Raw genomic sequence first — 20,577 nt, forward strand, 5'->3', positions numbered from 1 at the left:
ATTAAGTCTCTAAGCAACCTGAAAGCGAGATACCTATACACTTGGTTGTGCCCGATTTGGACATGACGGGGTGATGTTTGCAGCAACTGGAACCGCCGCAACGATCGCGCGGCCTGGCCGTCGCCGTAAAGCCGGATCGAAGACCCTCCCGTGTTGATAGGCTGAGTCTCTGGTTATCCAAGGGCAGCACGATCGATAGGCTTTGGATCGGGACAACCGAAAGCAAACCTTACCCGGCGTTGCGCCGTGTGGAAGAGGCCCTCCAGCTCATCAAGCGCCACGACACACTCAATTATTCCCGTATCACCCGCAATCTCGACCGAATATGGGTGCACCTGCTCCCCAGCGCCCAGGCGCACTATGATCAGTCATTGAACGCTTGCGCCCTCGATGAACGTTACGTTCTCAACGAGACAACGACGCTTGAGCGGATCGCCTCAACCATCGTCCATGAAGCGACCCATGCACGGTTGGAGGGCTGGGGGATCATCTATGAAGAAAAGAGCCGCTATCGGATCGAAGCGACCTGTCTTCGACGCGAGCTCAACTTCCTCATGAAGCTGCCTGACAGCGGACCCATGCAGGAAGAAATTGTTCGTACATTGGAGTGGTGCGAAAGCGACCAGATTTACCTTTCCGACGCGAGCTTTCGGGACCGCGAAGAACAGGGCCAGATTGATACATTGCGCTATTTGAAAGTGCCGGACTGGCTCGTGCAATTTGCAATGTGGGTCATTCGCAGGCGGCGTTCGCGTCTACCCGCACCATGAGTGCCTGAGCCTCCGCGAGGAACGAAGCGACGAAGCAATCCAGACTGCATCTGCGACAATCTGGATTGCTTCGCTGCGCTCGCAATGACGAGTTTGTTGCGTGATCACACGCGACACACTCGACTGTCATACCCCGCGACCCGACTACGCCAAGGCTTCGCCGGGGCTGAGGTCCAGGGCCGCCGAAGCTTTAGCGTAGGCGGCAAGCGGGGTATCCAGTACGCTGCGGCTTCTCGGTTCTAGCCGCGCTGTCTCTGGAATACTGGGTCGCCCGGTCAAGCCGGGCGACGACAGTGTACCCGCTCTAAAAATTCACCCGGTTCGAGATCGCGCCGTCCACGACGAGATTGGAGCCCGTGGTGAACCCCGACACCGGGCTTGCCAGAAACACCGCCGCGCTTGCGATCTCCTGCGGCGTTGCCATGCGGCCCGTCGGGTTGCGCTTCATCGCGTCGTTGTAGCGCTCCGGCATCTTCTGCTCGATCACGTTCCAGACGCCGCCCTTGAAATAGACGGTGCCGGGCGACACCACGTTGACGCGGATCTTCTTCTTGGCGTATTGCCGCGCCAATCCCTTGGCCATGTGGATCAGCGCCGCCTTGATCGGGCCGTAGGAGCTGGCGAGATCGGCCTGCGCCGCCGAAATCGAGGAGATGATGACGAAGGCGGCATCGCCGCTCTTTTCGCCGCTGGTCTCGAGGAACGGCCGCGCGGCGTCGAACGCATGCACGGCGCCGAGCACGTCGAGCCGGAAGTTCTGCTCCCAGGATGCCGCATCATGGCCCTGCGCCATCGCGCCGGCATTGGCGAACAGCAGGTCGATGCCGCCGAGCTCCTTTCCAGCAGTCTCGATCCAGGATTTCAGCGCCGCGCCGTCGGTGACGTCGACCGGTCCGCCGCTGGCGCGGACCCCGCTTGCCTTGAGTTCAGTGACGGTCGCCGCAACCTGATCCGCGTTGCGCGCGCACACCGCGACGTTGCTGCCTTCGCCGGCGAGCGTGGTTGCAATCGCCCGCCCGATGCCGCGCGTGCCGCCGAGGACGATGGCGTTTTTGCCTTTGAGACCGAGATCCATTGTTTGGTTTTCCTTTTTGTTGGTGCAAAGAGTGTAGCCGTTTCAGGAGACATGCTGAACTCTCCAATTCGTCATTGCGAGCGTAGCGAAGCAATCCAGAAATGCATCCGCAGAGACAGTCTGGATTGCTTCGTCGCAAGGGCTCCTCGCAATGACGACGCGGAGAGGCGGTTCCCTCACTCCGGTGCCGCCCCCACCGGCGGGCCGCCGGGCGGGCGGTGCAGGAAGGTCAGCGAGGCGTAGGCGCCGGCCCAGGAGCCGATCGCCGCGAAAGCGACATAGAACGGGTTTTCGGTGTAGCTGATCACGGCGTAGGAGGAGAGCAGGTACCAGACCGCGCTCCAGTTCGCCGCCGGCACGCGCTTGCGCGCGATCACGGCCGAGGTGAACATGACATAGACTGCGTCGGTGGCCGCCGTTGCGATAAACACGGCGCCTGCGGTGAGGGGATCTACGGCGGCCATTGCATTCCTTTCTGCGATCATGACATGGTCGCGAAAACTACAGCATGATCCAGAAAATGCGCAGCGGATTTCCGAAAGGATCATGCTTAAATCTGAAAGGGAGAGAAGCGGTCATGCAAAGCCCCGCCGATATTCTTAGGGATCTCTGGACCTCCATCGGCGGCGACAAGGCCGCGCTCGAACGCGTGCGGCTGACTGGTGAGGAGCCGCAAATTCCGTCCTCGTTTCGCGTCGCCGTCGCCGGACAGACGACGATCGCCGCCGCTGGTCTGGCCGCCGCCGAAATCTGGAGACTGCGCAGCGGTGAGCCGCAGGACGTCTCCGTCGACATGCGCCACGCCGTCGCCGAATGTCGTTCGGAGCGTTATTTGCGCCTCGACGACAAGCCGCCGCCGCCAGCCTGGGACGCCATCGCCGGCGTCTACAAAACTGGAGATAACCGCTTCGTCCGCTGCCACACCAATTTCCCGCATCATCGCGACGCCGTCTGCAACGTGCTCGGCTGCGAGCCCGAGCGCGACAAGGTTCAGGCCGCGTTGATGCAATGGAAGGGCGAGGATTTTGAAACTGCGGCCTATGCCGCGGGCGGCGTCGTCGCCCTGATGCGTTCCTACGACGAATGGTCCGCGCTGCCGCAGGCGCGCGCGCTCGCCGAACTGCCGTTGGTCTCGATCGAGAAGATCGGCGAGGCCCCACCCAAGCCATGGCCGCAGGGATTGTCGAACGGCGATCGTCCGCTTTCCGGCCTGCGCGTGCTCGATCTCTCGCGCGTCATCGCGGGCCCCGTTGCCGGCCGCACGCTCGCCGCGCACGGCGCGGATGTGCTGCTCGTCTCGGGGCCGGAGCTGCCGGCCATTCCCTGGCTCACCATCGACACCGGCCGCGGCAAGCTCACCACGTTGGTCGAGCTGAAGAGCGAGGCGGGCAGGGCGCAGCTGCGCGAGCTGTTGAAGGGCGCCGACATCTTCTCGCAAGGCTATCGTCCGCGCGCGCTTGCGGCCCTCGGGTTCGCGCCGGAGGATGCAGCGAACATCAATCCCGGCATCGTCTATGTCACGCTGTCTGCCTATGGCCATGCCGGCCCCTGGGCGGAGCGGCGCGGTTTCGATTCACTGGTGCAGACCACAACGGGCTTCAACCACGCCGAGGGGCAGGCCGCGGGCATCGACGGTCCCAAGGAATTGCCGGCGCAGATGCTCGACCATGCCACCGGCTATCTGATGGCATTCGGCGCGATGATGGCCAAGGCACGCCAGGCCCGCGAGGGCGGGAGCTGGCACGTGCGCGTGTCGTTGGCGCAGACCGGACGCTGGCTGTGGAATCTCGGCCGGCTCGACGGCGGCCTGGACACCCCGGATCTTACGGGCGAGGCCGTACATGCTGCATTCATCGAGCCCATGCCATCTGGCTTCGGCACGTTGAAGGCGGTGCGCCATTCCGCGCTGCTGTCGACCACGCCGGCGCGATGGAGCCGCCCGGCGATGCCGCTCGGCAGTCATCCGCCACAATGGCCGGCGCGAAACTGACGTGAAGCTGACGCGATGCAATATTTTAACGCAAACGGAAAGGTGGCTGGCGTTTTTTAGGTTGTTTGAAATCCCAATTCAGCACTATTAGCGCGACCGATAAGGCAGTCGTCTGCCGAGATCGTCGCAGACTTGACCGGGCCCCATGGTAGTTGAAAATACCAAGCGATTGCAGGTGTTTACAAAACAACGGGTGATCACATCCGTAGTTTTACTGGCACTCGCCTGCGCCGGTGCCTATGGCTTCCTGCGTGCGGGGGCCAAGGAAAAGAGCCACTCCGAGGTCTCCAGCCAGTCGCGCAGGAATGCGCAGAATTTCACGCCGACGCCGTCCGAGTGGGCGACGCTGACGATCGAGCCGGTCAAGGCCAAGACCTTCCGGGCCGAATATGTCACCGAGGGTAAGGTCGCGGTCGATGAGGATCGCTCGACGCCGGTGTTCTCGCCCTATGCGGGCCGGGTGACCAAGTTGCTCGCCAAGCCGGGCGAGATGCTGAAGCAAGGTCAACCGCTGTTCACGATCGAGGCCGCCGACACCGTGCAGGCCCAGAACGATTTCATCGCTGCGATGACCTCGCAGAACAAGGCGAAGTCTGCGATCGATCTTGCCGACATCCAGTTCAGGCGCGCCAAGGACCTCTATGAGGGCCGCGCCATTCCGCTGAAGGACTATCAGCAGGCCGAAACGACCCAGGTCCAGGCGCAGAACGACGTGCGCTCCTCGGCGACGGCGCTGGAAGCCGCGCGCAACAAGCTGCGCATCCTCGGCTTCACCGACGAGACCATCAAGGCATTCCAGGACAAGGGCGTCATCGATCGGGAGATCACGATCTACTCGCCGATCTCCGGCACCGTCGTGCAGCGCAAGATCGGTCCGGGCCAATACGTCAATTCCGGCGCCAGCGATCCGGTGTTCGTGATCGGCGACCTCTCCACGGTCTGGCTCACCGCCTTCGTGCGCGAGAGCGATGCGGCCGCGGTGTGCATCGGCCAGGACATCAGCGTCAACGTGATGGCGCTGCCGGGCCACCCCCTGACCGCCAAGATCAACTACGTCGCCGCCGCCATCGATCCCAACACGCGCCGCCTGCTGGTTCGCGCGACCATCGACAACAAGGACGGCCAGCTCAAGCCGGAAATGTTCGCCAACGTCACGATCTATTCGGCCGGCGACCGTGCCGCGCCGGCGGTGCCGAAGCAGGCGCTGATCTATGAGGCCGACAAGGTCCGCATCTGGGTCGCGCGCGAGGACAAGTCGGTCGAGCTGCGCCAGATCAAGACCGGCCTCATCAATGGCAATTTCGTCGAGGTCACCAGCAATCTGAAGCCAGGCGAGCAGGTCGTCACCAAGGGCAGCCTGTTCATCGACCGCGCGGCGTCCGGTAGCTGATCGACGACCCAAGAAAATTGAAGACCTGAATGGATCGTCTCGTCGCCCTTGCCGTCAACCGGCGCTTCCTGATGGTCGGGATGTTCTTCGCCGTGCTGATCGGCGGCCTGATCGCGTTCAACCAGCTCAACATCGAGGCCTATCCCGATCCGACGCCGCCGATGGTCGACATCGTGACGCAGAGCCCGGGCCTGTCGGCGGAAGAGATCGAGCGCTACATCACGATTCCAATCGAGACCCAGGTCGCGGGTCTGAAGAACCTCACGACGATCCGCACCATCTCGCTCTACGGCCTCTCCGACATCAAGCTCCAGTTCTCCTTCGCCTACACCTATGACGAGGCGCAGCAGCAGGTCTTGAACCGCCTGGCGCAGCTCGCGCCGCTGCCGGGCAATGTGCAGCCGCAGATCTCGCCGCTCAGCCCGATCGGCGAAATCTTCCGCTACCGCCTCGTCGGTCCGCCGAACTACAGCGTGCTCGATCTCAAGACCATCCAGGACTGGATCCTCCAGCGCCGCTTCCGCGCCGTACCCGGGGTCATCGACGTCACCGGCTGGGGCGGCAAGAGCAAGACCTACGAGCTCCAGGTCGACTTCAACAAGCTCGTCGCCAACGGCCTGACGCTGCCGCAATTGCTCCAGGCGGTCAGCAATTCCAACGTCAATGTCGGCGGCAACACCGTCAATATCGGCCAGCAATCGGCCGTGGTACGCGGCGTCGGCCTGATCCGTTCGATCGACGACCTCGCCAACACCATGGTCTCGCAGACCAACGGCAATCCGGTGTTGGTCAAGGACGTCGCCACCGTCACTGTCGGCCAAAAACCCCGTCTCGGCATTGCCGGCATCGACGATTCCGACGACATCGTGCAGGGCATCGTCCTGATGCGCCGCGGTGAGCAAAGCTCGCCAACCATCAAGCGCGTCCACCAGCTCGTTCAAACCATCAACAACTCCAGCATCCTGCCGCCCGGCGTGCGCATCGAGCGCATCTACGATCGCGGGGACCTGATCGAACTCACCACCCACACCGTGTTGCACAACATGGTGGTCGGCATCCTGCTCATCGTACTGTTGCAGTGGATGTTCCTCGGCGATCTCCGCAGCGCGCTGATCGTCGGCGCCACCATTCCGTTCGCGCTGTTCTTCGCCGTGATCATCCTGGTGCTACGCGGGGAATCCGCGAATCTGCTGTCGGTCGGCGCGATCGATTTCGGCCTCATCGTCGACGCCACCGTCATCATGGTGGAAGCGATCTTCCGCCGCCTGACGCAGACCACGCCGGTGTCGGAATCCGAGCAGATGTCGCCCGAGACGCTGTTCGGCATGAAGAGCCACGCCATCCTCAGCGCCGCCGCCGACGTGTCGCGCTCGATCTTCTTTGCCGCCGCCATCATCATCGCGGCGTTCCTGCCGTTGTTCACGCTGTCCGGCGTCGAGGGCAACATCTTCGGGCCGATGGCGCGCACCTATGCCTATGCGCTCGCCGGCGGGCTGCTCGCGACCTTCACGGTGACCCCGGCGCTGTCCGCGATCATTCTGCCTGCGCATCTCGAGGAGACCGAGACGAGGGTCATGCGGATCCTGCACCGGATCTACATGCCGGTGCTGAATTGGGCCGTCGCCAACCGCGGCATCATGCTCGGCGGCGCGGTCGGTCTCGTGCTGATGACGGTGGCGCTCAGCCGCCTGCTCGGCCTCGAATTCCTGCCCAAGCTGGAAGAGGGCAATCTCTGGATCCGCGCCACGCTGCCGCCGACCATCTCGCTCCAGGAAGGCAACACCTACGTCAACGAGATGCGCAAGCTGATCCGTGCCCGGCCCGAGGTGGAATCCGTGGTGTCGCAGCATGGCCGCCCCGATGACGGCACCGACGCGGCCGGCTTCTTCAACGCCGAGTTCTTCGCCCCCCTCAAGCCCGCGAGCCAATGGCCGGGGACGCACGACAAGGAAGAGTTGACCGCGCAGCTATTGAAGCAGCTCGACGATCGCTTCCCAGGCGTCGAATTCAACTTCTCGCAATATCTCCAGGACAACGTCTCCGAAGCCGTCTCGGGCGTGAAAGGCGAGAACTCCATCAAGCTGTTCGGCAGCGATCTCCAGGCGCTCACCGACACCGCCAACAAGATCAAGTCGGTGCTGGCGACCGTGCAAGGCGTCACCGACCTCGCGGTGTTCACCTCGCTCGGGCAGCCGACCATTCAGATTGACATCGACCGTGCCAAGGCCGCGCGCTATGGGCTCGCGCCGGGCGACATCAACGCCACCATCAAGGTCGCGATCGGCGGCGATACCGCGGGCGATCTCTACGAGCCGGGCTCCGATCGTCACTTCCCGATCATCGTCCGCCTCGCGCCGGAATATCGCAGGAGCGCCGAGGCGATCCAGAATTTGCGCATCGGCGCGCCTGGCCCCAACGGCACCGTCACGCAGATTCCCCTGAGCGAGGTCGCCACCATCAGCCTCGTCTCCGGTGCCGCCTACATCTATCGCGAGCAGCAGGAACGCTATCTGCCGATCAAGTTCTCGGTGCGCGAGCGCGACCTCGGCAGCGCGATCCGCGAGGCGCAACAGAAGGTCGCCGAGCAGGTGCAGCTGCCGCCCGGCGCGCACATGGACTGGGTCGGCGAGTTCGGCAATCTCCAGGACGCCATCCGCCGGCTGTCGATCGTGGTGCCGATCTCGCTGGCGCTGATCGGCGTGCTGCTCTGGTTCAATTTCGGCTCAATGACCGACACGCTGCTCGCGATGAGCGTGATTCCGATGGCGATCTTCGGCGGCGTGCTCGGTCTCTTGATCACCGGCACCGCCTTCAGCGTCTCCGCCGCGATCGGATTCATCGCGCTGTTCGGCATTGCGGTCATGGACGGCATCATCATCCTGTCGCAGTTCAACCAGCTCATCGAAGAAGGCATGGACCGCGTGAGCGCGGTGATACGCACCGGCGAGTTGCAGCTCCGGCCGGTGCTGATGACCTGCGTCGTTGCCGGCGTCGGCCTGCTGCCGGCGGCGCTGTCGGAAGGCATCGGCTCGCAGGTGCAGAAGCCGCTCGCCGTCGTCGTCGTCACCGGCATGATGCTCGCGCCGGTCGTGATCCTGGTGACCTTGCCGGTCCTGATTTCCTTCTTCTCCCGCCGCGCGCGCTGATCGCGCGCCGTCGCCGCGCCTCAGAATCCGTAGAGACGCGCGGGATTGTCGACCAGGATCTTCTTGCGCACCTCCGCATCCGGCGCCCACACAGGAAGCTGGTTGAGGAGCCGGCCGTCTTCGATCTGATAGAAGGGCGCGATGTCGGTGGGCTTGCGTCCCTCGACGGGGCTGGAATCTGGATGCGGCCAGTCGGTGCCCCAGACGATGCGGTCCGGGTTCGCCGCGATCAGCGCCCGGGCATAGGGCACCATGTCCTGATAGTCGGGCGCGAGGTTCGACGAGCGATAGGCTCCTGAGATCTTCACATAGGCCTTGCCGGATTTGACGAGCGCGATCAGGTCGGAGAATCCCGGCTGCTCCAGTCCGAGCGACGCCTCGAGGCCGCCGAAATGGTCGAACACGGCCGGCACGGGCGAAGCCAGCACGAGCTCCTTGATCGCCGAGATCATCGGCAGCGTGGTGTAGAGCTGCACGTGCCAGCCGCGCGCCTTCATGCGCTCGACGGCGGCGGTGAAGCGCGCGCGGCCGACATTCGGATCGCTGACGCCGCCGGTGGCGAGATTGATGCGACTGCCGCGAAAACCGTCCGCCTGCATCGCGTCGAGCTGTGCTTCGGTCGTCTTGTCGTCGATCACGGCCACTCCGCGCGCTGTCGCGCCGCGCGCCTTCATGCCGAACAAGGTGGAGGAATTGTCGGTGCCGTAGACGCTCGGCGTCACGATCACCACGCGCTCGATATGCAGCGCCTTGTGCAGCGCCGCCATTTCCTCGGGGCTTGCCGGTTCCGGCGTATAAACGCGCCCAGCGAAGAACGGAAACTTTTCGACGTCACCATGGATGTGCGTGTGGCAATCGCAGGCAAGGGCCGGAACGTCGAAATCGACCGGCGTCGCGGGCTGCGCCGCACGGGCGTGAGCTTTGTTGGTCATGGCTACTCCGGCGGCAAGGGAGGCAAGCAGGACGCTGCGTCGGTTGAGCAAGGTTCTCTCCCTGCTTCGTTATTTGGAGGTGGGACCGAAACAGTATCACATCAGCGGGGTAGCCGCTCCGCTTCACTGCATAGCTGCTCGACAAGATCCGCAAGCCGGCGTGAGCCGTCGATGCGCACGACCGGGCAGGGCAGGCCCGCGAGCCAGGCTTCATCTTTTGTGAGACTGCGGCCGTCGCGATCGCCGGCTTCGTAGCGCGAGGCCCATTCGACGAACGACTCCGTCTCCTCGTGACGCCAGCCGCCCTGTGCGACGGCATCAGCTCCGAAATGCGTAGCCTCGCGGCCACGCAGGCGCTGCAAGCGAAGCTCGCGCGGTGTCGTCACAAAGACGACAAGATCGAAGAACGGGACGAGCTCGTCGCCCCAGCCGGTGACGGTTCCGCTCAGCACCCAGTCGAGACGCGGCAGAAACATCTCGCGCATCAGGCGCAGGCGCTCCGTGGCAGGGCGCGTCGTCTGGTAGGGCGGCACGGTCGGCAGCCAGAAATAATCGTCGCTGTCGTGATGCGGCAGCGCAAGCCGGTCGGCGAGCGCGCGGCCGAGCGTCGTCACGCCGGAGCCTGAAGCTCCCATCAGATGGATGCGGCGGCTCTTCATCGGCATCAGGCCAGACGATTTGAAACTACTGCCCCGACGGCGTGCGCAGGCCGTGCCAGGCGTCGCGGACCTGCTGGTAATGCACCTCGGGCAGATAGTCCGGCGTGTTGAGGCTAAGCGTCTTGACGTCGAGATGGCCGACGGCGCTGAGCAGCGTGTAGGAGGCGATGACGCGGTCGCGCAGTGCGCCGATCAGGCGGGCCTTGGCCTGGATCAAATCGGCCTGCGAGTTCAGCACGTCCACCGTTGTGCGCTGCCCGCCGGCGGCCTCGCGCTGCACGCCCTGGAGCGCGACGGTCGCCGCCTTCACCTCTGATTCGGACGCGGAGACCGTGATCTTGGCGCCCTCATTGGCGACCCAGGCGCTGGTCGCCGCCGTGCGCGCCTGGTTGCGGACCTGGTCGAGCACGAGCCGGCTCTGCGCCGTGATCTCCTTGGCCTGTCGGGTCTGTGCGGCGGCCTGGCCGCCGTCGTAGATCGGCGCGGTGACGTTGGCGACGATCGAGGCCTGGTCTTCGGCGATGGTGCTCAGCGTCGGGTCGTTGCTGCGGCTGCGGCTGGCGCTGCCCTGAAGACTGGCGCTCGGCAGCAGCGCGCCCTCGGCGACGCGGATGTTGGTCGAGGCAACATCGACGTCGAAGCCCGCCGCCATCACCGCCGGGTGCTGGCGGATCGCCGTCGTCAGCGCATCCTCGCGGCTCTTCGGCAGATAGCGGTCGACGACTTCGGCGGGCCGAAGCTGCGTTGGCGCATTGCCGATCACCTGCGCGTAGACCGCCTGGCTCACCGCCAGCGCGACTTCCGCGGCGTTGAGATCGGCGAGCCCCCGGCTGAGCCGCGCCTCGGCCTGGGCGCTGTCGGTCGGCGTGACGTCGCCCGCATTGAGGCGGCGCTGAGTGACGGCGAGCGTCTCGCGCAGGAACGCGACGTTGGAGCGTTGCGCCTCGACCAGTGACTGGTTGGCGAGCACGTTGGTGTAGGCGGTGACCGCGTCGAGCAGCACGCCTTGGCCGACATTGCGCAGCGCCTCGCGGCCGGACTGCACCTGAAGTTCCGCAGCGCGGACGCTGTTGGCGGTGCGGAACCCGTTGAACAGGGTCTGCGTCACGGTGACGCCGATGATCCACGGCTTCAGATTGGCGGTCTGGATCGTGTTGTCGGGCAGCAAATTGCGCACCGATTGCAGGCCGGCGCTGAGGCTTGCCACGATCTGCGGCCGGTAGCCGGCGAGGGCCTGCGGCACGTTTTCATCCGTGGCGCGTTGCCGCGCGCGCTCGGCATTGAGCTGCGGGTTGGTCTGGTAGGCCTTGGCGAGCGCCTCAGGCAGGGCTTCCGCCCATGCGGCGGAGGGCAGGGCGCAACAGAGCGCCAGCGTGGTCCATGTCGCAAGCACAGGACCCACGCCCGATCGATGCCGCGTCATCACGCGACCAACTCTGGCGGCACGCCCAATCATGTAATCCTGCTAAACCCCGGCTGTCCGCCCCCGCCGACGGTGGCCTCTTAACTGTTTAACCAGCCGGGGTCCCGCAGGCAAACTGCCGCGGGGAAAACCCCCATCTATTCCGTGCTTGTTGCAGGTGCGTCACAGGGTTTCTGCACCAGGGCGGCGAAGCCTTACACCAGCCTGACCGCTCGCGGGCATTACCGGTTCTTGTTGACAGGCTTGCGCTTCTCGATGAACGCCGCCATGCCCTCGGAGCGGTCCTCCAGCGCGAAGGTCGCGTGAAACAGGTTGCGCTCGACGCTCATGCCTTCGGCGAGCGTGGTCTCGAAGGCGCGGTTGACCGCTTCCTTGGCCATGGCGACGGCGGGCCGCGACATCGATGCGATCTTCTCGGCGGCTTCCATGACCTCGTCCATGAGCCTGTCGGCGGGCACGATGCGGCTGACGAGGCCTGAGCGCTCCGCTTCCGCCGCATCCATCATGCGGCCGGTGAGGCAGAGGTCCATCGCCTTCGACTTGCCGATCGCGCGGGTCAGGCGCTGGGTGCCGCCGATGCCGGGAATGGTGCCGAGCGTGATTTCGGGCTGGCCGAACTTGGCGGTGTCGGCGGCGATGATGAAGTCGCACATCATGGCGAGCTCGCAGCCGCCGCCGAGCGCATAGCCCGCGACCGCGGCGATGGTCGGCTTGCGGCAGCGCGCGACGCGGTCGCCGCCGATCGCGGCGAAATCCTCGGAGAACATGTCGATGAAGCCTTTCGGCTGCATCTCCTTGATGTCGGCGCCGGCGGCAAAGGCCTTCTCACTGCCGGTCACGACGATGCAGCCGATGGCGTCATCGGCCTCGAGATCGTCGACGGCCGCGGCGATCTCGCGGAAGACGCCGAAGGAGAGCGCATTGAGCATCTTCGGCCGGTTCAGCTTGATGATGCCGACCGCGCCTTTGCTCTCGACGATGATGTGTTCGAACGTGCTCATGCTCCACCCACGCGTTTGATTGGGCGGGCAATGTGCCCGCTGGCGCGGTGGGCTTCAAGGGCCGAAAAGCTGTCGGAACGAGGCCGTCCGGAACGCGCGGCGAGACGCGCGTTCCGGACGAGGTCCCTCACCCCAAAATCAGGCCAAAAACCAGGCCAAGCATCAAGCGAAGAACATGCGTGCGGCAGACGCCAGCGTCAGCAGCGTGCCGACGCCGATGAAGATCTTGCCGATCAGCGAGCTCTGGTCCCAGGCCGAACTGTGGCTGCTCGCCATCACCGGCGCCGGCCGCGCGTCGGTTGCGGCGATCACCGCCTTCTGTGCCGGCGGGTCCTGTTGGAGGGCGCGGTCGATGTCGTTGAGCTGATCGGGCGCCACCACCTGAGCCTCGTCATTCGGCGCGGTGGTATTATCGGCTGCAGCCTGAACGTTGTCGTTGGCGCGGCCGGTCAACGCGGAGGCCGCGGCAGCCGTCGGCGTATCGGCTGCGGCGATCTGCGCGTTGGCGTTGGCGACTGCCGGCGGCATCTGGCTCAAGGCCGGCACGTCGTTTTCGGCCTTCGCCGCGCCGTCCTTCTTGTCGGCCTTGTCGTCGGATTTCTGCGCCGTCTTGCCGCTGTCGCGGTGGCGCGATGCATGGCGTCGCTGGTTGCTCGGCTTGACTGCGTCGGCCTGGTTGCTCGCGCTGTCCGATTTGCTGCTTGCGGCTGAACTCGGTGCCGCCTGTGCAGCGGCTCCGACCAGCACGAAAAGGCCGGCAAGAAGAATCAGTGCGGCGCGCCCGCTGGCTTTCATCATGTTGACGATCTCCCCAATTCCGCCTGTCCCGGGACCGAACAGAGCCCCTGGGGCGTGACCACAGCGGGGCAAAAAATGGGAATCTTCGGGCTATCCCGGGCAAAAGCGGGGCAAACCGCCGCCTCGCAACCGGCCGCCGGATGCGGACGGGACCGATCGGTGTTATGAGCCGTCGCGGGTTTCGACGGCCGCATCGCGTGGCGAGGCACGGCGCAGATCACGAAGTCGTGATCTTTCTGGTGCCGGCGTAACAAACTGAAAGAGCTGCCGAATTGCATGGTGAGGGCGCGTGCGCGGACGTGAGGACGAGTGGACCGGCCTGATGCGGTCGGCCATGGCAGGCGATGATGCGGCGTATCATCGCCTGTTGAAGGCGGTCACGCCTGTGCTGCGCGCTGCCGCAAGGCGGGGTCTGGCGCGGGCCGGGCAGCCTCCCGACCAGGCCGAGGATATCGTGCAGGAGATTTTGTTGGCGGTGCATCTGAAGCGGCACACCTGGGACAGCGAAGCCCCCTTCGCCCCTTGGCTGTTTGCGATCGGGCGCAACAAGCTGATCGATGCGCTCCGGCGGCGGGGCCGGCGGGTCTTCGTCAACATCGACGATTTCGCCGAGACGCTGCCGGGCGAGGCACCGCAGGAGACGGCCTCGGCGGCCGAGGTCGCAACGCAGCTCGACACGCTGCCGCAGCGCCAGCGCGACGTGCTGCAGTCGATCGCCGTCGACAGCGCTTCGATCAAGGACACGGCGTCAAAGTTTTCGATGAGCGAAGGTGCGGTGCGGGTCGCGCTGCATCGCGGACTTGCGGCGCTGACTGCCAAACTGCGGGACCACTAGTCATGGATACCGATCAACTCATTCGCTCGCTCGCGGCCGACAACGCCCATCGCGCGCCGCGCGTCGGCGCCGTGCTGACGATGGCGCTGCTGGTGGCGGCACCGTTCTCGATTCTGATCTTCGCCAGCTTCCTTGGCGTACGGCCCGACGTGATGACCGCCATGCACAATCCGTTCTTCGACACGAAGTTCGCGGTCACGCTGTCGCTTGCGATCCCAGCGATCATCGTGAGCCTGCATCTGTCGCGGCCCGAAGCCTTGATGCGCGGCTGGGGCTGGCTGCTGCTGCTTCCCGTCGGCCTGCTTGCGGTTGCGATCGGCAGCGAGACCATGATGGCCCCGGCGATGCCGATGACGATGCGGATGATGGGCAGGAACTCACGGGTGTGCCTGCTCGCGATCCCCGCAATGTCGCTGCCGCTGCTTGCAGGCGCGCTGTTCGGCCTGCGCCACGGCGCGCCGTCGCATCCTGCACTCGCCGGCGCGCTCGCCGGCCTGCTGTCGGCCGGCCTTGCCGCAACGCTCTACGCCTCGCACTGCACCGACGACTCGCCGCTCTTCGTCGCGACCTGGTATACGATTGCGACGGCACTCGTGACCGCGATCGGCGCCTACGCAGGTTCGAAAGTCTTGCGCTACTAGCGGTGCCGGCCTCACGCCACCGGCGTCGTGCCCTGCTGCATGCGGTGGAAGCGCAGCACCTGCTGCGCGGTCGATGAGCGCAGGGCCTCGTAGGCATCGCGCAGCGTCAGCATGTCGGTCTTCGAGCCGCCCGAGAGCTTTTCGCGCATCGCGATGATCGCGCGGACGCTCGACCATTGCATGCCCGCGACCTTGGCGAGGACCATCACGCCCTCGTTGCGGCTCTCGATCATCATGTTCTCGGCGGTCTCGACCGCGACGCCCGCGAGTGCTGCGAGCCCCGCATTGGTCTCGTCGAACTTGCCCTGCTCGGCGAAGCTGGTGACCTGAAACTCGTTGAGACGACCGTCCTCGTGCAGCGATCTCACCAGCGCGCGCGCCATTTCGGTCTGCCTGGTCATGGCGGCGGCGCGGACCCGCTGGGTCGCTTCCTGGACCACGCTGGACACTTCGTCCGCGAGCTCCGGATGCGCGGTCTCGAGCTTCCTGCGCACGCTCAGCGACGCCTTGGCGATCAGCTTCAGGTAGTGATGGCGCGGCAGGTCGGGCCGCAGGCCGATGCAGGTGGCGAGGTCATCGTCGCGTTCGGCGCGCGTGACGAGGTCGGTGAAACTTCCCTCGGAGAGCTGCGCGCCCGGATTGCTGACGGTCGATTGCACGACGTCTTCGTTGCCGCGCGCCACCAGCACGTCGGTCAGTGCTTCCGACAGCACCCGCCGCAGCGAGATCGCCTTGAGATGCGCCTGGCCCCTGGTGCGCGCGATCTCGATCAGGGTCGCCTCGTCCAGCCGTTCCGATTTCGAGAGCACGGGTCCGGAGACTTCGATCACCTCGTCGAGCGCGAGCGTGCGGATGATCTTGGGCGGCGCGGCCGCGATCGGCGCGAGACGGTTGGCGAGCAACGTTCTCGCCGAGGCCTCGATCTGCTCGATCAGGCACTGGAACACGTCGTCGAACACCCTGATGTGCTCGTCGGAATAATCCACCGCATTGTTGATGAAGAGATCGGTGACGCGGCGCAGGGCCTCGACCCGGCGCGCGACGGTGCCGTGTGAGAGCGCGGTCTGCAATTCCTCAAGCAGGTTCTCGGATGGTTTTTCGGATTTCGATCTCATGGCCCTGTCCTGGAGCGTTCGGTCCGGCTGCGGCTTCTGCGCAGCCAGGAGAAAATGGATTAGTCAGCTCGTTGCAATTCGGTTGCGCCCTTGCGCCTTGGCGGAATAAAGCGCGCTGTCGGCGCGTGCGAGAAACGTGTCGGCAGTATCGTTGTCGCGCAGCGTCACGACGCCCGCGGAAATCGTCACCCGCATGCCGGGGGAAAATGCGCTCCAGTCGAGATCGGCGACGATGCCGCGCAGCCGCTCGAGCATGCGCCCCGCCGCGCCGCCGTCGGTGCCCGGCAGCAGCAGCAGAAATTCCTCGCCGCCATAGCGGCCGAAAAAGTCGGCCGGGCGGATATTTGCAAAAATGGTGATGGCGAAGGTGCGCAGCACCTCGTCGCCGACGGGGTGGCCGTGGGCGTCGTTGATGCGCTTGAACCAGTCGAGGTCGATCAGCGCGATGGCGCAAGGTGCGGACGCCTGCTGCGACTTTTCGACCTCTGCATCGAGCAGCCGCATGATGCAGCGGCGGTTGTAGGAGCCGGTGAGCTCGTCGAGCTCGGCGAGCTCCTCGATGCGCTGATAGGCGGCCTTCAGTTCGATGCTGCGCCGGTACAGGACCTTTCGCAGGGTCGCGCCGAACAGGCCGAGGAAGGCGCACTGGCCGATCACCAGGACGAAGCACAGCATCGAGGCGGTCCGCTGGAGCCTGGTGGCGACTGGCATGCCGATCGGCAGGTCGGAGGCGAGGAAGACGGCCGCGAGGCAGGTCGTCGCGATCGCCCAGGTGAACATCGCCTGCGCCGAGGTCATGCGCAGCGTGCCGAAGGCGAAGATCAGGAACAGCACGCTGATGAAGGCGATGCCGAGGGTCGGCACCGACACCAGGAAGATGAACTGCAGCGCCATGTGCGCCGAGATCTGGAAGACGGTGAGATAATGGTCGCTGTGTCTGTCGCCGACGCCGGCTTCCGACATCACGACGAAGATGCCGATGATCATCAGGCCGCCGACCCAGAACAGCGACGGAACGTTCATGGGGACGACGCCGTCATGGGCATAGATCAGCAGCACGAAGGCGCCGAGCGAGTAGCTTGCGACCTGGCCGACATACATCTGCCGGCGTTGCCGGACCCGGCGTGCTCGTACCTCGGGCGCAGCCGCGTCGGGCATGAGAACGAGATCCGCGACCTCAGCGGCATTCCTCTCCGGTAAGGTCGTCGCGGCCGTGCTCATTGTCCCGCCAAGGGTGAATGTCGCCCAAAAATCTACGCGGCAAGCCTTTAGGTTTGGTATCCTTCGAAATCGAATCCAAACGGTGCAGCGCGCAACAGGGTGACAGCGGCCGGCGGGGAAATTTGCCGGCAATTAGGCATCGTTGGCGACGGGGTCGAGCCAAAGCAGGGCTTGGTGAGACATACGTCGTGCAGGGCTGCTATGGTTCCATCATGTCGGGCCGTCCGCGCCGGACGGCATTGCGCAGGGAATGCTTCATTACTATGTTACCGTTATCGAGCGAGCCGGCCAACCGCCGCGGGTGGCAAAAGGAAAATTCGCGTATGTGGGGTAGATCACACAGACCCCCGTGTGACTGCGGTAGGCTGAAGAATTTCGCCCCGCCCGTCGAACCGTCCGCCGCGCCGACCCGACCAACTTTGCGAGACGGGCATTGAGCGTGACACAGGCGGCTTCGGACGAGGTCCTCATCGCCAGGATCGCTCAAGGTGACCGGCTCGCCATGCAGGTGCTGTACGGGCGGCACCATGTCAGGGTCTACAGGTTCGGGCTAAGGCTCGTGCGGGACGAGCAGGCGGCGGAAGACCTCATCAGCGAGGTGTTTCTCGACGTCTGGCGTCAAGCCGGCAAGTTCGAGGGTCGATCCGCCGTTTCCACCTGGCTGCTGGCAATCACCCGATTCAAGGCCCTGTCTGCGCTCCGGCGCAGGAAGGACGTTGGGTTGGACGACGAAGCTGCCAACGCGATCGAGGATTCGTCTGACGATCCGGAAATCGCGGTGCAGAAAAAGGATACCAGTGAAGCGTTGCGGGAGTGTCTGACGGGCCTCTCGCCGGACCACCGGGAAATCGTCGATCTCGTCTACTACCACGAGAAATCCGTGGAAGAAGTGGCCGAAATCGTCGGTATTCCGGAGAACACTGTGAAGACGCGCTTGTTCTATGCGCGCAAGAAACTGGCCGAACTGCTGAAGGCAGCCGGCGTTGAGCGAGGCTGGCCATGATGGCATTGAGCAAAAAGATGCTGGAGCAAGAGCCCAGTGAAATTGAACTGCTACTGCCCTGGCACGCCGCCGGTACGCTGAACGCGCGTGACGCTCGCCGCGTCGAGGAAGCGCTGGCGCGTGATCCGGCGCTTGCAAAGCAATATGCCGCGATCCGCGGCGAGTACGAAGAGACCATCCATCTGAACGAGAGCTTAGGGGCTCCGTCGGCGCGGGCGATGCAGAAGCTGTTCGCCGCGATCGATGCCGAGCCGGCGCGGCCGGTCGGTTCGCTGCCGCTCTCGGCGCGCATCGCGACCTTCTTCTCGAGCCTGTCGCCGCGTACGCTGGCCTGGTCGGCGAGCCTGGGTGCCATCGCGCTGCTGCTCCAGGCCGGCATCATCGGCGCCGTGCTGATGAAGACCCAGCCCGCGACCTTCGAGACCGCTTCGCTGTCGGTCGGCGCGCCGATCACGCGTGAGCTTGGAGCTCCACCTGCGCGCGCGCTGGTGCGGTTCACGCCCGAGGCGCGCGTCGCCGACATCACCGCGCTGCTCGACAGCTACCAGGCTTCGATCATCGGCGATGCCAAGGGCGGCATGTTCCGTCTCCAGTTCGACAAGGCGATGGGCCGGGACGAACTCGCCTCGCTGCTCGGCAGGATGTCGCGCGAGAAGTTCGTCAACCTCGCCGTCGCGGCGCCGTAAGGCGCCGCTGCACCGATGACGCGCAAGTCCGAGAGTAAGTCGCGAGCCGGGGCCTACGCTTCATCGGTCGGAGCTGCACTCCTGCTCGCCGCCGGTCTCGGCGTCGAGGTTGCGCAGGCGCAGGCGATCATGCGCACGCCGACGATCAGCGTCCCCACGCGCACCCCGACCATCTCTCCCAGCATCGCCGCGCGCGTCAGCCCCGGTGTTGGTGCGCGGGCTGTCGGCGTCGGCCCCGGCCCGCGTTCTATCCCTGCTATCCCGCGTACCACCACCACGGCGCGGATGCGACCGGTCCCAGTGCTGCCCTATGCGCGCTATTCGCCGAACCTATACCCCGCCTGCACCGCCCCCTATCGCGACGCCGACGGCGAATGCCTGGCGCAGCCGGGCGCAGGCGGCGATGGCGCGGGCAAATCGGGCAAGAAGAGCGCCGGCAAGGGGCGGGGCAACAGCACGCCGGCCGCCGTCGACTTGCGCACCTTCGCCAACGAATTCGTGGCCGAGATCGACGGCGCGCTGTCGGCGACCGAAGCCGACGAGCTTGCGCGTCGCCACGGCTTGACGCGTGTCTCATCCGAGAATTTCCCGCTGATCGGGGCGACGTTCGGCCTGTTCCGCATCACGGACGGCCGGCCTTCCGAGACGGTGCGGCGGGAGTTCGCCGCCGACGGCAGCGTGCGCTCGGTCCAGCCGAACTTGCGCTACGTGCTCCAGGATCAGAAATCGTCGGTGCCGACCGAGGGCGATCCCGCGCAATATGCGCTGGCCAGGCTTCGCCTGCCGCAGGCGCATACGCTGGCGCACGGCGCCAACGTGACGGTTGCCGTGATCGACTCCGGCATCGACGCCCAACATCCCGAGCTCGCCCATTCCATCGCCGACAACTTTGATGCGCTCGGGAGCGCCGAGGGCCCGCATGTCCATGGCACCGGCATTGCCGGCGCGATCGTGGCGCATGCCAAGCTGATGGGCAGCGCGCCCGAGGCGCGCATCATCGCCATCCGCGCCTTTGGCGGCTCGACGGGTGGAGCCCAGAGCTCGTCCTACATCGTCCTGCGCTCGCTGAATTACGCCGCCGAGCACGGCGCGCAGATCGTCAATATGAGCTTTGCCGGTCCGAAGGACGCCGTGATCGAGCGCGCCATCGCGGCGGCCGCCGCCCGCGGGCTGGTGCTGATCGCGGCCGCCGGCAATGCCGGCGCGAAATCGCCGCCGCTCTATCCGGCCGCCAATCCCAACGTGATCGCGGTCAGCGCGACCGACCAGCAGGACAAGCTGTTCTCGGCGTCCAACCGCGGCAATTACATCGCGCTGGCGGCGCCCGGCGTCGACATCTTCCTGCCGGCGCCCGACGGCAAGTACCAGATGACCTCGGGGACCTCGTTCTCGGCCGCCTATATCTCCGGCGTCGCCGCGCTGCTGCTCGAGCGCAATTACACGCTCAAGCCGGAGGCGCTGCGCATGACGCTGGCGAAGACCGCGCGCGACCTCGGTTCACCCGGCCGTGATGATCTCTTCGGCGACGGTGAGGCCGACGCGTTTGCCGCGGTGATGGCTGTTCCCGCCGACAGCGCGACGCCTGTTGCGGCTGCGTCCGGTACAACAAAACGTGAAGATGCCGAGAAGCGTCGCGACGGGCCTGGCATCCGCGCGATCGAACAACCCTCGCTGTCGAGCGCAGACGATAAATCCACGATTTCTCAGGCGGATAGGCCGGCGACGCGATAGCGGCTGCGACAACTTTGCGCGCGGTGCGAAGGCCAAGAAATCGAACGCCGCATTGAACGTTAAGCCGGCTGCCACGACCAAATTATGTGGGAGCGGTCATCCCTCCCCATAAGTCATATCAGGCGCGAGCGCCCATCCACCCCAAGCGCCCATATGGCTCG

Annotated in this window: 18 protein-coding genes; 9 read left to right on the forward strand and 9 right to left on the reverse strand. The window is 65.2% G+C overall.

Going from position 1 to position 20,577, the window contains the following annotated elements; all coding sequences use genetic code 11:
- The first annotated feature begins 77 nt into the window (after positions 1–77).
- Complete coding sequence (locus tag ABIB95_RS06915) at positions 78–770, forward strand: hypothetical protein (RefSeq protein WP_354238326.1); 693 nt, start codon at positions 78–80, stop codon at positions 768–770.
- A gap of 304 nt (positions 771–1,074) precedes the next feature.
- Here ABIB95_RS06915 and ABIB95_RS06920 read toward each other — a convergent pair whose 3' ends face one another.
- Together ABIB95_RS06920 and ABIB95_RS06925 are read right to left on the reverse strand one after the other, a co-directional pair.
- On the reverse strand, positions 1,075–1,845 hold the full coding sequence (locus ABIB95_RS06920) for an SDR family NAD(P)-dependent oxidoreductase (RefSeq protein ID WP_354238327.1): 771 nt from the start codon (positions 1,843–1,845) through the stop codon (positions 1,075–1,077).
- 176 nt (positions 1,846–2,021) lie between these two features.
- A complete protein-coding gene (locus ABIB95_RS06925; protein WP_063984616.1) occupies positions 2,022–2,309 on the reverse strand; it encodes a hypothetical protein in 288 nt (95 codons plus the stop codon).
- 113 nt (positions 2,310–2,422) lie between these two features.
- On the opposite strand from ABIB95_RS06925, the gene ABIB95_RS06930 reads away from it, so the two are divergent.
- The 3 genes from ABIB95_RS06930 to ABIB95_RS06940 all read left to right on the forward strand — a co-directional run bounded on the left by ABIB95_RS06930 (position 2,423) and on the right by ABIB95_RS06940 (position 8,371).
- A complete protein-coding gene (locus ABIB95_RS06930) occupies positions 2,423–3,835 on the forward strand; it encodes a CoA transferase (protein ID WP_354238328.1) in 1,413 nt (470 codons plus the stop codon).
- A 145-nt stretch (positions 3,836–3,980) separates the two neighbouring features.
- Positions 3,981–5,225 carry an efflux RND transporter periplasmic adaptor subunit gene (locus ABIB95_RS06935; RefSeq protein ID WP_354238329.1) on the forward strand — a complete coding sequence of 415 codons (1,245 nt, stop codon included), beginning with the start codon at positions 3,981–3,983 and terminating at the stop codon, positions 5,223–5,225.
- 29 nt (positions 5,226–5,254) lie between these two features.
- The gene (locus ABIB95_RS06940; protein WP_063984613.1) at positions 5,255–8,371 is read left to right on the forward strand and encodes an efflux RND transporter permease subunit; all 3,117 of its coding nucleotides are present in this window, start codon (positions 5,255–5,257) and stop codon (positions 8,369–8,371) included.
- 20 nt (positions 8,372–8,391) lie between these two features.
- On the opposite strand, the gene ABIB95_RS06945 is transcribed toward ABIB95_RS06940, so the two are convergent.
- The 5 genes from ABIB95_RS06945 to ABIB95_RS06965 all read right to left on the reverse strand — a co-directional run bounded on the left by ABIB95_RS06945 (position 8,392) and on the right by ABIB95_RS06965 (position 13,184).
- Positions 8,392–9,354, reverse strand: a complete 963-nt coding sequence (locus tag ABIB95_RS06945; RefSeq protein ID WP_085403869.1) for an amidohydrolase family protein — start codon at positions 9,352–9,354, stop codon at positions 8,392–8,394.
- A gap of 50 nt (positions 9,355–9,404) precedes the next feature.
- Positions 9,405–9,962: a P-loop NTPase family protein gene (locus tag ABIB95_RS06950; protein ID WP_354238330.1), complete on the reverse strand. Its 558-nt coding sequence runs from the start codon at positions 9,960–9,962 to the stop codon at positions 9,405–9,407.
- 25 nt (positions 9,963–9,987) lie between these two features.
- Entirely contained in the window at positions 9,988–11,418 is a 1,431-nt protein-coding gene (locus tag ABIB95_RS06955; protein ID WP_155795324.1) for a TolC family outer membrane protein, read from the reverse strand.
- A gap of 188 nt (positions 11,419–11,606) precedes the next feature.
- Positions 11,607–12,386, reverse strand: a complete 780-nt coding sequence (locus ABIB95_RS06960) for an enoyl-CoA hydratase (RefSeq protein WP_063984610.1) — start codon at positions 12,384–12,386, stop codon at positions 11,607–11,609.
- A 162-nt stretch (positions 12,387–12,548) separates the two neighbouring features.
- Positions 12,549–13,184: a hypothetical protein gene (locus ABIB95_RS06965; RefSeq protein ID WP_071915674.1), complete on the reverse strand. Its 636-nt coding sequence runs from the start codon at positions 13,182–13,184 to the stop codon at positions 12,549–12,551.
- Between the two features lie 289 nt (positions 13,185–13,473).
- On the opposite strand from ABIB95_RS06965, the gene ABIB95_RS06970 reads away from it, so the two are divergent.
- Together ABIB95_RS06970 and ABIB95_RS06975 are read left to right on the forward strand one after the other, a co-directional pair.
- On the forward strand, positions 13,474–14,019 hold the full coding sequence (locus ABIB95_RS06970) for a sigma-70 family RNA polymerase sigma factor (RefSeq protein ID WP_028146986.1): 546 nt from the start codon (positions 13,474–13,476) through the stop codon (positions 14,017–14,019).
- Positions 14,020–14,021: 2 nt separating this feature from the next.
- Entirely contained in the window at positions 14,022–14,660 is a 639-nt protein-coding gene (locus ABIB95_RS06975; protein ID WP_354174730.1) for an NrsF family protein, read from the forward strand.
- Between the two features lie 11 nt (positions 14,661–14,671).
- Here the strand turns inward: ABIB95_RS06975 and ABIB95_RS06980 are convergent, their stop codons facing one another.
- Both ABIB95_RS06980 and ABIB95_RS06985 read right to left on the reverse strand, forming a co-directional pair.
- Entirely contained in the window at positions 14,672–15,775 is a 1,104-nt protein-coding gene (locus tag ABIB95_RS06980) for a DUF2336 domain-containing protein (protein WP_354238331.1), read from the reverse strand.
- Positions 15,776–15,838: 63 nt separating this feature from the next.
- Positions 15,839–16,996: a GGDEF domain-containing protein gene (locus ABIB95_RS06985; protein ID WP_253570241.1), complete on the reverse strand. Its 1,158-nt coding sequence runs from the start codon at positions 16,994–16,996 to the stop codon at positions 15,839–15,841.
- 433 nt (positions 16,997–17,429) lie between these two features.
- Here ABIB95_RS06985 and ABIB95_RS06990 point away from each other — a divergent pair, with 433 nt between their 5' ends.
- Genes ABIB95_RS06990 through ABIB95_RS07000 form a run of 3 tightly spaced genes read left to right on the forward strand, consistent with a single transcriptional unit; the run spans position 17,430 to position 20,416 of the window.
- On the forward strand, positions 17,430–17,999 hold the full coding sequence (locus ABIB95_RS06990; protein WP_008140099.1) for a sigma-70 family RNA polymerase sigma factor: 570 nt from the start codon (positions 17,430–17,432) through the stop codon (positions 17,997–17,999).
- Positions 17,996–18,685, forward strand: coding sequence for a hypothetical protein (locus ABIB95_RS06995; protein WP_063984606.1), 690 nt, complete (start codon positions 17,996–17,998; stop codon positions 18,683–18,685). Before ABIB95_RS06990 ends, ABIB95_RS06995 begins: the two co-directional genes overlap by 4 nt.
- A gap of 15 nt (positions 18,686–18,700) precedes the next feature.
- Positions 18,701–20,416 carry a S8 family serine peptidase gene (locus ABIB95_RS07000; RefSeq protein WP_354238332.1) on the forward strand — a complete coding sequence of 572 codons (1,716 nt, stop codon included), beginning with the start codon at positions 18,701–18,703 and terminating at the stop codon, positions 20,414–20,416.
- The last annotated feature ends 161 nt before the right edge of the window (positions 20,417–20,577 follow it).

This window comes from Bradyrhizobium sp. LA2.1 (assembly GCF_040547725.1).
GTDB classification, from domain to species: Bacteria; Pseudomonadota; Alphaproteobacteria; order Rhizobiales; family Xanthobacteraceae; genus Bradyrhizobium; species Bradyrhizobium barranii.

Excerpts from the sequence above, each read along its gene's own strand:
- ABIB95_RS06925 (WP_063984616.1), bottom strand. The coding sequence starts at position 2,309 with ATGGCCGCCGTAGATCCCCTCACCGCAGGCGCCGTGTTTATCGCAACG.
- ABIB95_RS06980 (WP_354238331.1), bottom strand. The coding sequence starts at position 15,775 with ATGAGATCGAAATCCGAAAAACCATCCGAGAACCTGCTTGAGGAATTG.
- ABIB95_RS06950 (WP_354238330.1), bottom strand. The coding sequence starts at position 9,962 with ATGAAGAGCCGCCGCATCCATCTGATGGGAGCTTCAGGCTCCGGCGTG.
- ABIB95_RS06985 (WP_253570241.1), bottom strand. The coding sequence starts at position 16,996 with ATGAGCACGGCCGCGACGACCTTACCGGAGAGGAATGCCGCTGAGGTC.
- ABIB95_RS06955 (WP_155795324.1), bottom strand. The coding sequence starts at position 11,418 with ATGATTGGGCGTGCCGCCAGAGTTGGTCGCGTGATGACGCGGCATCGA.
- ABIB95_RS06960 (WP_063984610.1), bottom strand. The coding sequence starts at position 12,386 with ATGAGCACGTTCGAACACATCATCGTCGAGAGCAAAGGCGCGGTCGGC.
- ABIB95_RS06965 (WP_071915674.1), bottom strand. The coding sequence starts at position 13,184 with ATGATGAAAGCCAGCGGGCGCGCCGCACTGATTCTTCTTGCCGGCCTT.
- ABIB95_RS06995 (WP_063984606.1), top strand. The coding sequence starts at position 17,996 with ATGATGGCATTGAGCAAAAAGATGCTGGAGCAAGAGCCCAGTGAAATT.
- ABIB95_RS06935 (WP_354238329.1), top strand. The coding sequence starts at position 3,981 with ATGGTAGTTGAAAATACCAAGCGATTGCAGGTGTTTACAAAACAACGG.
- ABIB95_RS06940 (WP_063984613.1), top strand. The coding sequence starts at position 5,255 with ATGGATCGTCTCGTCGCCCTTGCCGTCAACCGGCGCTTCCTGATGGTC.
- ABIB95_RS07000 (WP_354238332.1), top strand. The coding sequence starts at position 18,701 with ATGACGCGCAAGTCCGAGAGTAAGTCGCGAGCCGGGGCCTACGCTTCA.
- ABIB95_RS06920 (WP_354238327.1), bottom strand. The coding sequence starts at position 1,845 with ATGGATCTCGGTCTCAAAGGCAAAAACGCCATCGTCCTCGGCGGCACG.
- ABIB95_RS06975 (WP_354174730.1), top strand. The coding sequence starts at position 14,022 with ATGGATACCGATCAACTCATTCGCTCGCTCGCGGCCGACAACGCCCAT.
- ABIB95_RS06930 (WP_354238328.1), top strand. The coding sequence starts at position 2,423 with ATGCAAAGCCCCGCCGATATTCTTAGGGATCTCTGGACCTCCATCGGC.